Consider the following 12,271-nt stretch of genomic DNA (forward strand, 5'->3'; position numbering starts at 1 on the left):
TCGCGTCTATGGCACTGCGTCTGGTCTATCTGATCTTCGTTCGGCTCGCGGGCTGGGTGGTGCTGCTGGGCCGCTCGCAGAGGTCGAAGGAAGCGGAGATCCTCATCTTGCGTCATCAGGTCGCGGTGTTGCGTCGGCAGGCGGCAAGGCCTCGGCCGTCGTGGGCGGACCGGGCGGTGATCAGCGCGCTGGCGCGGCTATTGTCTCCAGCCGGTCGTCGGCGGTTGTTCGTGACGCCAGGCACACTGCTGCGCTGGCACGCCGAGCTGGTGCGACGGCGGTGGACCTTCAAGCGGCGCAGCCATGGTCGACCCGCAACCTGCGCCTCCATCCGGGCCTTGGCACTTCGTCTGGCCCGGGAGAATTCACTGTGGGGTTACCGACGGATCGCCGGGGAACTCGCCGCTCTGGGCTACCGGGTCGGGGCCTCTACGGTGTGGTTGATCTTGAAGAACGGCGGCATCGACCCGGCGCCGCGACGTGCGGGACCGACCTGGAGTGAGTTCCTGCATGCTCAAGCTACGGGGATCTTGGCGTGTGACTTCTTCCATTGCGACACCGTGCTGTTCAAGCGCCTGTATTGCCTGGTCGTCATGGAGCTCAGGACCCGCCGGGTGCATGTCCTCGGCGCCACCGAGCATCCGACCGGGCTGTGGGTTGCACAGCAGGCCAGGAACCTGATGATCGAGCTGGGAGATAGAGCAGAGGGGTTCAGGTTCCTCATCCGCGACCGGGATACGAAATTCACCACGATATTCGACGAAGTCTTCACGGCCGAGGGCATCCACATCATCAAGACACCACCCCGGGCTCCGCGGGCCAACGCGTTCGCCGAACGCTGGATCGGTGGCCTACGCCGCGAAGTCCTCGATCGGATCCTCATCGTCAATGCCCGCCACCTACGTCGTGTGCTGGCCATCTACGAGGCCCACTTCAATGAGCATCGCCCACATCGCTCCCTGGGCCACGCCGCCCCGCTGCGAGACCTTCCCGACCCGGTCGAGGACGATATCAAGGTCATCCGACGTGACCGCCTTGGCGGACTGATCCACGAATACGTGCAGGTCGCGTAGCATGGCCGAGTTCTTGGCACCCACAGGTCCGGCTGGTGCTGACCGCCGCGTCCGCACTGCGCCGACCACTCGGCGGCTGACTCAGGATTGCCTCACATTTGCCCCATGCCGCCGCAGCAGGCGGCCGCGGCTGGAGTTTCCGCAGGTGGAGAAGCGCGCCCTGCAGGATTCGAACCTGCGACCGTCGGATTAGAAGTCCGGTGCTCTATCCAGCTGAGCTAAGGGCGCTCCTGCCTTATTGTGCATGATCCGGCGACTTGTCACGCACACGTTCTGGTCGTGTCAGGCCGACAGGGCGATCACCAGCCACATGAAGAGGGTTCCCGTGACCGTGGCGGCCAGGGTCCAGCCGGTGGCGCGTCTGGTTGTGTGGGCCTCCGGGAGGATGTCGGAGATGGCCAGGTAGAGGAGGAATCCGGCGAAAAGGCCCAGGTAGGCGGTCAGGACGTGGGCCGGGATGGCGATGAGGAAGGTCAGGGTGGCGCCGATCACGGGGGCGAGGGCGTCCAGGGCCAGGAGGGTGAGGGCGCGGCGGCGGGCGTTTCCGTACAGCGACGTGATTGTGTACGTGTTGAAGCCGTCGGTGAAGTCGTGGGCGATGACGCCGATGGCCACGGCGACGGCGAGCGAGGCGTCCGTCTGGTAGGAGGCCCCGATGGCGGCGCCGTCCAGGAGGCTGTGGACGACCAGGGCGGATCCCGCCGTGACGCCTACGCCGGCTCGGGCGTGGCGGTGGGCGGCGTAGTCGCCTTCGTGCGCGTCGTGCATGCCCATGGAGCGTTCGACGATGTGGATGCCGAGGAACGCCAGGGCGAACATGAGCATCGGGAGCGGGACGCCGAGCACGTCGACGGCGTCCCGGGTGAGGGCTTCGGGGAGGAGGTCGAAGGCCACCACGCCGAGCATCACGCCCGCGGCGGCGCCGAGCACGAGGTGGCGGTTGTTCTTGACGCGGTCGGCGACCAGCCCGCCCAGCAGCGTCATGAGGAAGGCCGCCAAGGAGAGCAGGATGGGCACGGTTCCTCAGGCTAGGGGGTGGCTGGGGGGGCGGGAGCGGTACGACACTCGGCCGCGGAATTGGAGAGACCCGGCGACCTCGAGGACAGGCTCACGACACAGCCCAGGTTCACGAAAGGGCACAGCTTCGGGACAGGCTCGCGGGAGGAAGAGGAGCAGAACGGGGAGGGAGGGGGCGGGGTAAAGGGCAGGCGGCCGTGGGGCAAATGGGGCTAAGCTGTTGTGGCATGGTCGCGACGCTCCTGCATGAGATTCCCCTGCAGGGCGGGGACGTGACAGACGGGGTGGTGCGCGTCGGTGACACGGTGCGCAGGCCGGTCGGTCCGGCCACGCCCGCCGTGCACGCCCTGCTCAGACACCTTGAGGCAGCCGGGTTCGGGGGTGCGCCGCGGGTCCTGGGAACGGACGGCTTAGGGCGCGAGATCCTCACGTACGTCCCCGGGCGGAGCGGGTTGTGCCGGGCCGGTTCGACGGACGCGTTTCTGGTCGATCTGGCGCGACTGGTCAGGGAGTTCCACGACGCGACCGCCGGGTTCCCGCTCGACGCCGGCGGATGGGAAGGCGGGTCGAACGACGACCGCGCGCCGGAGGTCATCGGACATTGCGACCTGACGCCGGACAACGTGATCTTCCGCCACGACACCGCCACCGCCACCGCCGCGGCCACCCCCGTCGCGCTGATCGACTTCGACCTCGCCCGGCCCACCACCCGGCTGTTCGACATCGTCACCACCCTCCGCCACTGGGCCCCGATCGCCGACCCGGTCGACCGCCACCCCCTCCAGCGCGACGCCGACGTCGGGGCCAGGATCCGCCTGTTCTGCGACGCCTACGGCCTCGCGCCCCGCGAACGCCGGCGGCTGCTGGAACTGTCCAGGCTCCGCTTCCACCGCTCCTACGACGTCATGCGCACCCGCGCCCGGGCCGGCGGGAACTGGGCCAAGATGTGGACGGGCGGCGCCGGGGAACGCATCCGCCGGGCGGCAGCGTGGCTGGATGTGCACGAAGATGAGCTTCATGCCCATTTGGTATGACCCGCTAGGTCTCGCGCTCGGTGTCGCACTCGACCAGGTTCTCGGTGATCCGCGCAGCTCGGCCCACCCCGTCGCCCTGTTCGGACGGGCGGCGGCGAAGCTGGAGGAGTCGTCGTACGGCGACACGAGGTGGCGCGGGGTGGTCCATGTCGGGATCTGCGTCGGGGGCGCGGCTGCCCTGGGCGTGCTGGCCCAGAGGAGCGGCGACCGGGCCGTCCGCACGGCGGTGACGGCGTTCGCCACGTGGGCCGTGCTCGGCGGCACGACACTCGCCCGCGAAGGCGTGCACATGGCCGAGGCCCTGGAGCAGGACGATCTCCGGCGGGCCCGGGCCAGGCTGCCCCACCTGTGCGGCCGCGACCCCGCGAGGCTGGAGGCGCCGGAGCTGGCCAGGGCGACGGTGGAGTCGCTGGCGGAGAACACCTCCGACGCCGTGGTCGCCCCCCTGTTCTGGGGCGCGGTGGCGGGCGTGCCGGGGCTGCTGGCCTACCGGGCGGTCAACACGCTGGACGCCATGATCGGCCACCACTCCCCCCGCTACGAACGGTTCGGCTGGGCCGCGGCCCGGCTCGACGACGTGGCGAACTACGTACCGGCACGCGTGACGGGACTGCTGACGGCGGGGCTGGCCGACGACCCCGTCCGGGCGCTGCGGATGCTGCGACGGGACGGCCACCGCCACCCCAGCCCGAACGCGGGCAGGTGCGAGGCCGCCTTCGCCGGCGCGCTCGGCGTCACCCTCGGCGGCACGAACGTGTACGGCGGCAGGACGGAACACCGCCCCACGATGGGCGACGGCCCCAAGCCGGACGTCAAGGACATCCGGCGCGCCGCCCGGCTCACCCGCACGGTCGGACTGGCGGCGGCGGGGCTGGCCGTGCTCACCGCATGGGGCCTGCGCCGCCGCCATTCCGGATAATCACGGTAATCAGCTAAATGGCGGTTAACTCATTATCCGATTGAGATTGATCGCCAGCCAGATGACGAATGCGGCGACGGCGGTGACGGCGACCAGACCCTTCACCGCGTGGTGCGCGGTCTCCCGCCGCACCGTCACCTGCCGCTGCGTCTGCTTCCAGACCTGCCTGAGCATGATCATGTTCTGGAAGCGGCGTCCGAGCGCGAACAGGGCCAGCCCGATGAGGACGAACAGGATGACACGACCATCGGCAGGTTCCACGACACGGCCCCCTTTTCGGTCTTGAAGAAGAAGCGTGCCCCCGCACATTTGGTTACTCACGATACTCGTCTGGCAGCTGTTTGTTGATTAATTTATCGGGTCGAGATCCACCACGATGGGAGCGTGATCCGAGGGGCCTTTCCCCTTGCGCGCCTCGCGGTCGACGTACGCCCCCCGCACCCGTTCCGCGACGTCGGCGCTGGCGTAGACCAGGTCGATCCGCATGCCCTTGTTCTGGTGGAACATCCCGGCCCGGTAGTCCCAGTACGTGTACGGGTGCGGCCCCTTCATCGGCGTCGGCACCACGTCGCGCAGGCCGAGGTCGAGCAGCTCGGCGAGCGCGCGGCGTTCGGCGGGGGTGACGTGCGTGGAGCCGGCGAACAGCGCGGGGTCCCAGACGTCGGCGTCGGTCGGCGCCACGTTGTAGTCCCCGCAGGCCACCAGCGGCGAGCCGGCCTCCTCGGCCAGCGCGTCCCGCAGCGCGGCGAACCACTCCAGCTTGTAGGCGTAGTGCGGCGAGTCGACCGCGCGGCCGTTCGGCGCGTACAGGGACCAGACCCGCAGGCCGCCGCAGGTCGCGCCGAGCGCGCGGGCCTCGGGACGGGCGGCGCCCACCCCGTCGAGCTCGGCGAAGCCCGGTTCGCCGGGGAAGCTCGGCGTCACCTCCTCCAGCCCCACCCTCGACAACACGGCGACGCCGTTCCACCGGCCGTCGCCGTGGGCGGCGGCGGCGTAGCCGAGCTCGCCCACCTCCGCCACGGGGAACGACTCGGCGGGACACTTAGTCTCCTGCAGGCAGACGATGTCGGGCTCGGTCGCGGCCAGCCAGTCGAGCAGGCGCGGCAGCCGTGCCTTGACCGAGTTCACGTTCCAGGTCGCCAGGCGCATCCTCCTAGCCTGCCACGGCCGGTCCCGTCGTCCGTGGTCAGACCGCCTTCATGAGGGCGGCCGAGACGTCCCGCAGGAAGCCGCCCACGCCCGCGTCGAGCGCGGCCTTGGCATGGCGCACGGCGTCGAGGACGTTCCCCGCCGCGCTCGGCGAGTCCTCCACCACCATGCGCAGCTCGACCTCCAGCGGGGAGCCGCCGAACCCCTCGCCCTCCAGCCGGATGAAGGCGATCTTGCGGTCGTCGAGGAAGGGCAGGTACTGGGCGCCGACGTGGGTGGAGGTGCCGGCGCCGGACGCCTTGGTGGCGCGCTTGCCGGCCATCCTGGCCGGGTCCTGGAGGTTGACGAAGTCCATGTTGCCCCCGGCCAGGAGCTGGTGGCCGTCGCGCAGCCGCACCCCGCTCGCGGTGAGGGCGTCGACCAGCGCCCGGTGCACGAGCGTGGCGCCGAAGGAGCTCTTCAGGTCGTCGCCGAGCAGCGGCAGCCCGGCCGCGGCGAAGCGGTCGCGCCAGCGTTCGGAGCGGGCGAGCACGGCGGGCATGCAGTTGACGAACGCGCAGCCGGCCTCGATCGCGGCCTCGGCGTACCGCTCGGCGGCGCGCTGGGCGCCGGTGGGCAGGAAGTTCACCACGACGTGGGAGCCGGTCTCGCGCAGGTGCGCGGCCACGTCGGCGACGGTCGCGGCGCCGCTCGGCTCGACCAGCTCGGCCGAGCCCTCGCCCACGCCGTCGGCCAGGATGCCCTCGCGCACCGGCACGTCCAGGTGCGGCACGTCGGCGAAGCGGCGGGAGTTGTTCGGCCGCGCCCAGATCGCCTGCGACAGGTCCAGGCCGAGCTTGGCCCGGCCGACGTCGAAGGCGGCGGTGAACCGCACGTCGGAGACGGCGTATCCGGCGCACACGGGGTTGAGCAGGCCGGGCGCCTGGCCGTCGCGGTAGTACTCGACGCCCTGCACGAGGGACGACACGCAGTTGCCCACGCCGATGAGGGCGACGTTCACGGTGGTCATGCCGGAGTTCATATCAGGCCGGTCCGGCGGGCGAGGGCGGCGGCCTCCACGCGGGAGGCGGCGCCGAGCTTGGCCATGATGTTCGACACGTGCACGCCGGAGGTCCTGGCCGAGATGAACAGCCGCTCGGCGATCTGCCGGTTGCTCAGGCCCTCGGCGACCAGGCCGAGCACCTCCAGCTCGCGGGCCGACAGCCCCGGCGTCGCCGACAGCGTCACCCGGGCGGTGGCCGCCGCCGCCTCCGCCTGCCGCCGCAGCGGCTCCGCGCCGAGCGCGGCGGCGATGGCCAGGGCCTCGCGCAGCGGCTCGCGGGCCCGCGCCGGGTCCCGCTCGGCCGCGCCGACCAGCGCCCGCCCCAGCCCGTACGGCTGCCCCACCGACCGCCAAGCGGCCACCGCGTCCGCCCACGAGCCGCCGAGCTCGGCCTCGAACGTGGCCCGGTACGCCTCCTGCAGCCGTCCGACGGTGGGCAGGCCCGGGGGCGCGGCGCGCACCCGTCCGATGCGGGCCGCGAGGGCCAGCAGCGGCCAGGCGTAGCGGCGGCTGCGGCTCAGGTCGTGCTCCGCCAGCACGTGGTCGACCAGCCGGCGCGCCCGGTCCAGGTCTCCCCCGGCCTCGGCCAGGCGGCATTCGAGCAGGTCGGGCTCCAGGCAGGAGTCGTAGCCGCGGGAACGCCCGCGCATGAGCGGCCTGGCCTGCGCGAGCAGCGCGCCGGCCGCCGACAGCGAGCCCTCCTGCACCGCGACCGTGCCGAGGACGAGCAGGATCCAGGCGCGGTAGATCGGCGGCGGGTCGAGCGCGAGCGCGGGGGCGGCGACCTCGCGGGCCTCCGCCCAGCGGCCCAGCGAGGCGAGCGGCTCGGCCAGGTTGGCGGCCAGGTGGGCGCCGCGCGAGCGGGCCAGGCCCAGCCGGGCGGCCTCGGCGATGCCGCGCCGCGCGACCGCCTCGGCCCTGGCGTGCTCGCCGGCGGCCTCCAGCGCGTCGGCCTCGCCGGCATAGGAGACGAGCAGCGTGTCGTCGTCGGGCGCGCTGATCCGGGCGCGGGCGTACAGGGCGGAGGCGGTGGCGAGGTCGTCGTCGAGCGCGGCGAGCGCGGCCAGGGTGACCAGGGACCTGGCGTCGCCCAGCGCGTACGCCTCCTCGGCGCGGGCGCGGGCCTCGTCGTCCTGGCCGTGCCAGGCCAGCGTGCAGGCCAGGGCGCCGAGCAGCCGGGACTCGCGGGGGGCCAGCCGGACGGCCTCGCGCAGGTCGTCCAGGCCCTCCTCGCCGTGCAGGTCGCGGATGGCGACGCGCAGCTCCAGCAGGTGGGCCGCGCGCAGCGGGTCGGCGACCTCGGCGAGCGCCCGGCCGGCCAGGTCGTCGGCGCGGTGGGCGTCGCCGGCGCGCAGGGCGTCCCTGGCGGCGTCCTCCAGCACCTGGGCGTGGTCCTGGCCGTCCGCGTGCGCCCACAGCTCCAGCACCAGGTCCCATCTGCGGGCCCGCCAGGCGGCCTCGAAGGCGCGCGGCCCGTCGCCGGCCGCGTGCCAGTGGTCGGCGGCCAGCTCGGGCTGGGCGGGGGCGCAGCGGGCGTGCAGGCGGCGGCGTTCGCCGGGCAGCAGGTCGTCGTAGACGGCCTCGCGGATGAGCGCGTGCCGGAAGACGTAGGCGTCGCCGTCCACGAGCAGCAGCCGGGCCCGGACGACCGGCCGCAGCGCCTCGTCGAGCGCGAGGTCGTCGAGCCCGGCGATCTCGCGCAGCACCTCGTGGGGCGTCCTGCGCCCGGCCACGGCGGCGATCCGCAGCACGTCGAGACCGGGCCCCGGCAGCTTCTCGGCCCCGGCGAGCAGCAGCTCGCGCAGCGAGGCGGGGGTCGTGTCGCCCGCCTCGGCCAGCGCCTCGGCGAACAGCGGGTTGCCCTCGCTGCGCGCCACGATCGCGTCGACGTCGTCGCGGCCGAGCAGGCGGGCCACCTCGTCGCGGCCGAGCGGCGGCACCCTGACCACCTCGGCGCCGGGCAGCCGCAGCGGCTCGCGCGAGGTCGCTACGACCATCGCGCCCGGCCGCGTCAGGTTGCGCAGCAGGTACGCCAGCAGGTCGCGGGCGGCCTGGTCGGCCCAGTGCAGATCCTCCAGCACGATCACCAGCGGACGGCGCTCGGCGGCCCGCTCGACCAGCAGCAGCACCTCCTCGAACAGCCGGGCCCGGCCCAGGTCGGGCGTGTCGTCCAGCTCCCCCAGCTCGGGCAGCAGGCAGGCCAGCCCCTTGCGACCGCCGCCCGGCACGAGCCCGGCGCCGTACTCCCTGACCAGGCGGCGCAGCACGGGCACGAACGGCCCGTACGCTGGCCCGCCCGGATCGGCCCCGCCCTCGGCCACCAGCGCGTCCACGTCACCGGCGAACCGCGCGACCAGCCTGGACTTGCCGATCCCCGCCTCGCCCACGACCAGCACCGCACTCGGGGTACGGGCCCACGCGGCGGCCAGCCGGCCCAGTTCGGCCTCACGTCCCACGAACACACCCCTCATTATGAAGAGGCGGCTACGCATCATGCCCGATCCCGCCCGTAACGGGATTTGTCATCGTCGAAGGCGTGATGACGCGTTCGTTAAGCCTGATGATGGCCGCCTCGGTGACCGGGATGCTCGGTTTCTTCCTGCTGTTCTCCACCGTCCCCCTGTACGCGGCGACCGGCGGTTCCGGCGCGTCCGGCGCGGGCCTGGCCACCGGCGCGATGATGCTGTCCACGGTGCTCGCCGAGCTGGCCGTCCCCTGGCTGCTGTCGCGGCACGGCTACCGGGTGGCGATGGCGCTCGGCCTGGTCCTGCTCGGCCTGCCCGCCCTGCTGCTGCCGCTGTCGGCGGAGCTGCCCGTGGTGCTGGCCGTGTCCCTGCTGCGCGGCGCGGGCCTGGGCGTGCTCGTGGTCGCCGGCACCGCGCTCACCGCCGACCTGGTGCCCGCCGAGCGCCGCGGCGAAGGGCTCGGCCTGTACGGCCTGGCCGTCGGCGTGCCCTCGGTCGCCGGCCTGCCGCTGGGCCTGTGGGCGGCCGACGTGCTCGGGTTCGCGCCCGTCCTCGTGGTCGCCGGGCTGCTGCCCCTGGCCGGGCTCGTGGCGGTGACCGGCCTGCCCGCCGGCCGGCCCGTCACGACCGGCGCGGGCGGGCGGACGGGCGGGCTGGCCGCGCCGATGCTGGTCTTCGCCTCGGTCACGCTCTCCGTCGGCGTGCTGGTGACGTTCCTGCCGCTGGCGGGCTCGCCGGGACTGGCCTCGGCGGCCCTGCTCGCCCAGTCGCTCGCCACGCCGGCGGCCCGCTGGTGGGCGGGCCGGTTCGGCGACCGCCACGGACCGGCCAGGCTGCTCGTGCCGGGCCTGCTCGCCGCCGCCGCGGGCACCGGGCTGCAGGCGTGGACGGCCGCTCCCGTTGCGGTCGTGGCCGGGATGGCGCTGTTCGGGGCGGGGTTCGGGGTGCTGCAGAACGCGACGCTGACGGTGATGCTCCAGCGCGGCGAGCCGGCCCGCGTCAGCGCCCTGTGGAACCTGGCCTACGACGCCGGGATGGGCGTGGGCGCGACCGGGTTCGGGCTGGTGCTCGGGCACACCGGCTACCGGCTGGGGTTCGTGCTGGTGGCCGCGCTCGTCGTGACGACGATCCCGCTGGCCAGGGTCAGGCCCGCGTACGCGGCACTCCCACGGTGATCTCGCGGCCGAGGCGGTGGCCGGCCAGCAGCTCCAGGTCGTCGCCGCTCCAGAACCTGCCCGGGTCGTACCAGTTGGGACGCCGGCCGCCGGGCAGCAGGCCCATCTCCTCGTAGGTGACGGCCACGACCTCCGCGCAGTACGCGCTCTCCAGCGTGGCCTCCTTCCTGGCCCGCCGCGGCACCCGGCCCCTGGCCCAGCGGGCGGCCAGCCGGGCGGTGGACGGGAACGGGGTGCCGTCGAGCCGGGCGACCACGCGCAGGGCGGCGTCCTCCATCTCGGGGGTGGCCTGCGGTTCGAGCTGGCGCAGCCAGGGACGCTGGCCGTAACGGTCGGCCCAGACGGTGACCGCGTCGCGCAGGTCGTGCAGCTGGACACCGCGCTGGTGGGTGCCCGACCACAGGTCGAGCAGCGACTTGCCCAGCTCGGCGTGCCACATCATGGGCGGCAGGTCCTCGATCACGATCGCCATGCCCACGTGGTTGACCGGGCTGTTGGTCATCGTCTGGATGGCCCGGTCGGGCACGGACCTGCCGCGGAAGATCCACAGATCGCCGGTCCTGGTCACCTTGACGGCCTCGTCGAGAGTCAGCACATCGCTAGCCTAGGCACATGCGCTGGTGGAAGATGCTCGGTCTGGCGGGAATCGCGGGGGTCGCGGCCACGGGGGTGGTGATCGCGCGCGCCGAACGCAGGCGGCGGGCGTACACGCCCGAGGAGATCAGGACGCGGCTGCGTGCGCGCGTCGAGGCGGCGTCGGAGGCGGCTCAGCCGGACGGGCGCAGCTCGTAGGCGAAGACCACGTCGGGGTAGGCCGGGTTGTCGTCGTACCCCTGGACGCCGCCCAGGTAGGCCCGCTGGTACCGCACCACCCAGGGCAGCGCCGCGGCGGCCCGCACGTCGAGCACGCGTCCGGTGGCCTGCTCGTACGCCGCCTGCGCGGCCTCCTTGTCGGTCACGCTCAGCTCGGGCAGCCCTTCGAGCAGCTCGTCCAGGGTCCTGTCGCGCAGGTAGGCCAGGTTGAACACCGGCGGGTCGCCGGCGCGGAAGACGTTGCCGAACCACGAGTAGCCGTCGGCGTAGTCGGGCCACCAGTACATGACGAAGATGTCCTGGCCGCGTTTCCTGCCCTGCTGCCACTGGGCGTTCCAGGGCATGGCGCGGGCGTCGAGCGTGACGTTCAGCGGCTTCAGCTCCGCCGCCAGGCTGGTGGCCAGCAGCCGCTGGTCGTGGTCGCCCTGCGCGTAGGTGAGCCGCAGCCGCAGCGGCCGGCCCGCGGGTCCGTACCCGGCGCGGCCCAGCAGGGCCGCCGCGCCCGCCAGGTCCTGCCGGGGCGCGCGGCCGGCGACGTGGCCGGTCAGCCCCTCAGGGACGATGCCGCTGGCCGGCGCGACCGCGCCCCTGAGCGCCCTGACCAGGCCGCGGTAGTCGACGGCCTGCTGCACCGCGCGGCGCACCCGCACGTCCTTCATCGGGCCGCTGGCGGTGTTGAACAGCAGCATGGCCGTCTGGTACGAGTCCCGCTCGCTGGTGCGCACCCCGGGCGTGACCGCGGCCCTGGCGAACAGCCGGGGGCTGAGCCGGTCCACGAAGCTCACCTCGCCGCGGGCCAGCATCCGCCACGCGCGGTCGGGGTCGGGCACGACGCGGTACTTGACCGTGCTGTAGTGCGGCTTGTCCCATCCGCCCCAGTACTGGGGGTACGCCTTGAGCGTCAGCTCCTCCTCCTGGCCCGGATGCCAGGCCGCCACCGTGTACGGCCCCGACCCGGCGTCCCTGCCCGCGCCGAGCCATGAGCGCAGGTCGGGCGCCGCCTGCGTGTCGTAGATGTAGGCCGCGTACCCGGAGGAGGCCACCAGATCGAGCGGCACGGCGTACTTCAGGGCGAAGGTGACCGTGTTCGGGTCCTCGGCCTTGACGGAGGAGACGGCGTCCCAGATGTAGGACGCGCCCGCGCCGGTCTTCATCGTGCGCTCGATCGACGCCTTGACCGCCGCGGCGTCCACCGGCCGGCCGGTGTGGAAGGTCGCGCCCTGGCGCAGCGTGAACGTCCAGGTGCGGCCGTCGGGCGTCGAGCGCCAGGAGGTGGCCAGGCGGGGGGCCGACTTCTTGGTGAAGGGGTTCCAGAGGGTCAGGGTCTCGTAGACGTTCTGGAAGGCGATGAGCTCGTTGGAGTAGGAGCTCGCGGGGTCCCAGTCGGAGATGACGTCCAGGTTCTGCGCGTACACGAAGACCGACTCGGCGGCGGGGGGCCGGGGGACCTCCGTGGGCCCGGAACAGGCCGACAGAAGCGCCAGCGCGGCGGCCGCTGCGAGACGACGGCGCAACGCATCTCCCTCTGTAACCGATTTGGGGGAAACCTACTGCAAGATCACGGACACATGTCCAAAAGTCCCG

12 protein-coding genes and 1 tRNA gene are annotated in these 12,271 nt (G+C 73.0%); 5 read left to right on the forward strand and 8 right to left on the reverse strand.

What is annotated here, in order from left to right:
- Positions 1 to 8: 8 nt before the first annotated feature.
- A complete protein-coding gene (locus ACIBQ6_RS07015; protein WP_397210602.1) occupies positions 9 to 1,073 on the forward strand; it encodes an integrase core domain-containing protein in 1,065 nt (354 codons plus the stop codon).
- A gap of 154 nt (positions 1,074 to 1,227) precedes the next feature.
- On the opposite strand, the gene ACIBQ6_RS07020 is transcribed toward ACIBQ6_RS07015, so the two are convergent.
- Both ACIBQ6_RS07020 and ACIBQ6_RS07025 read right to left on the reverse strand, forming a co-directional pair.
- Positions 1,228 to 1,301 (reverse strand) — tRNA-Arg (locus tag ACIBQ6_RS07020).
- 54 nt (positions 1,302 to 1,355) lie between these two features.
- Positions 1,356 to 2,090: a ZIP family metal transporter gene (locus ACIBQ6_RS07025; RefSeq protein WP_358287884.1), complete on the reverse strand. Its 735-nt coding sequence runs from the start codon at positions 2,088 to 2,090 to the stop codon at positions 1,356 to 1,358.
- A 272-nt stretch (positions 2,091 to 2,362) separates the two neighbouring features.
- Here ACIBQ6_RS07025 and ACIBQ6_RS07030 point away from each other — a divergent pair, with 272 nt between their 5' ends.
- Both ACIBQ6_RS07030 and ACIBQ6_RS07035 read left to right on the forward strand, forming a co-directional pair.
- Positions 2,363 to 3,124, forward strand: a complete 762-nt coding sequence (locus tag ACIBQ6_RS07030) for a phosphotransferase (RefSeq protein WP_358287886.1) — start codon at positions 2,363 to 2,365, stop codon at positions 3,122 to 3,124.
- Entirely contained in the window at positions 3,108 to 4,043 is a 936-nt protein-coding gene (locus ACIBQ6_RS07035) for a cobalamin biosynthesis protein (protein ID WP_397210603.1), read from the forward strand. Before ACIBQ6_RS07030 ends, ACIBQ6_RS07035 begins: the two co-directional genes overlap by 17 nt.
- Positions 4,044 to 4,067: 24 nt before the next feature.
- Here ACIBQ6_RS07035 and ACIBQ6_RS07040 read toward each other — a convergent pair whose 3' ends face one another.
- From ACIBQ6_RS07040 to ACIBQ6_RS07055, 4 genes are all read right to left on the reverse strand, one after another.
- Positions 4,068 to 4,304, reverse strand: coding sequence for a hypothetical protein (locus ACIBQ6_RS07040; protein ID WP_357978197.1), 237 nt, complete (start codon positions 4,302 to 4,304; stop codon positions 4,068 to 4,070).
- A gap of 87 nt (positions 4,305 to 4,391) precedes the next feature.
- Complete coding sequence (locus ACIBQ6_RS07045; RefSeq protein ID WP_358287891.1) at positions 4,392 to 5,192, reverse strand: exodeoxyribonuclease III; 801 nt, start codon at positions 5,190 to 5,192, stop codon at positions 4,392 to 4,394.
- Positions 5,193 to 5,229: 37 nt separating this feature from the next.
- Positions 5,230 to 6,201 (reverse strand): inositol-3-phosphate synthase, encoded by a 972-nt coding sequence (locus ACIBQ6_RS07050; RefSeq protein ID WP_397210604.1) that lies wholly within the window; start codon positions 6,199 to 6,201, stop codon positions 5,230 to 5,232.
- An 8-nt stretch (positions 6,202 to 6,209) separates the two neighbouring features.
- Positions 6,210 to 8,696: an ATP-binding protein gene (locus ACIBQ6_RS07055; RefSeq protein ID WP_397210605.1), complete on the reverse strand. Its 2,487-nt coding sequence runs from the start codon at positions 8,694 to 8,696 to the stop codon at positions 6,210 to 6,212.
- A gap of 77 nt (positions 8,697 to 8,773) precedes the next feature.
- Between ACIBQ6_RS07055 and ACIBQ6_RS07060 the strand changes: the two genes are divergently transcribed.
- On the forward strand, positions 8,774 to 9,874 hold the full coding sequence (locus ACIBQ6_RS07060) for an MFS transporter (protein WP_397210606.1): 1,101 nt from the start codon (positions 8,774 to 8,776) through the stop codon (positions 9,872 to 9,874).
- Here the strand turns inward: ACIBQ6_RS07060 and ACIBQ6_RS07065 are convergent.
- A complete protein-coding gene (locus tag ACIBQ6_RS07065) occupies positions 9,843 to 10,466 on the reverse strand; it encodes a hypothetical protein (protein WP_397210949.1) in 624 nt (207 codons plus the stop codon). The genes ACIBQ6_RS07060 and ACIBQ6_RS07065 overlap by 32 nt on opposite strands.
- A gap of 20 nt (positions 10,467 to 10,486) precedes the next feature.
- Between ACIBQ6_RS07065 and ACIBQ6_RS07070 the strand changes: the two genes are divergently transcribed.
- Complete coding sequence (locus tag ACIBQ6_RS07070) at positions 10,487 to 10,666, forward strand: hypothetical protein (RefSeq protein WP_397165927.1); 180 nt, start codon at positions 10,487 to 10,489, stop codon at positions 10,664 to 10,666.
- Here ACIBQ6_RS07070 and ACIBQ6_RS07075 read toward each other — a convergent pair.
- Complete coding sequence (locus ACIBQ6_RS07075) at positions 10,642 to 12,201, reverse strand: ABC transporter substrate-binding protein (RefSeq protein ID WP_397210607.1); 1,560 nt, start codon at positions 12,199 to 12,201, stop codon at positions 10,642 to 10,644. The two genes, ACIBQ6_RS07070 and ACIBQ6_RS07075, sit on opposite strands and share 25 nt — an antisense overlap.
- Between the last annotated feature and the right edge of the window lie 70 nt (positions 12,202 to 12,271).

This window comes from Nonomuraea sp. NPDC049655 (assembly GCF_044465465.1).
Classification (GTDB): domain Bacteria; phylum Actinomycetota; class Actinomycetes; order Streptosporangiales; family Streptosporangiaceae; genus Nonomuraea.

Excerpts from the sequence above, each read along its gene's own strand:
- ACIBQ6_RS07070 (WP_397165927.1), top strand. The coding sequence starts at position 10,487 with ATGCGCTGGTGGAAGATGCTCGGTCTGGCGGGAATCGCGGGGGTCGCG.
- ACIBQ6_RS07035 (WP_397210603.1), top strand. The coding sequence starts at position 3,108 with ATGCCCATTTGGTATGACCCGCTAGGTCTCGCGCTCGGTGTCGCACTC.
- ACIBQ6_RS07015 (WP_397210602.1), top strand. The coding sequence starts at position 9 with ATGGCACTGCGTCTGGTCTATCTGATCTTCGTTCGGCTCGCGGGCTGG.
- ACIBQ6_RS07050 (WP_397210604.1), bottom strand. The coding sequence starts at position 6,201 with ATGACCACCGTGAACGTCGCCCTCATCGGCGTGGGCAACTGCGTGTCG.
- ACIBQ6_RS07060 (WP_397210606.1), top strand. The coding sequence starts at position 8,774 with ATGACGCGTTCGTTAAGCCTGATGATGGCCGCCTCGGTGACCGGGATG.
- ACIBQ6_RS07045 (WP_358287891.1), bottom strand. The coding sequence starts at position 5,192 with ATGCGCCTGGCGACCTGGAACGTGAACTCGGTCAAGGCACGGCTGCCG.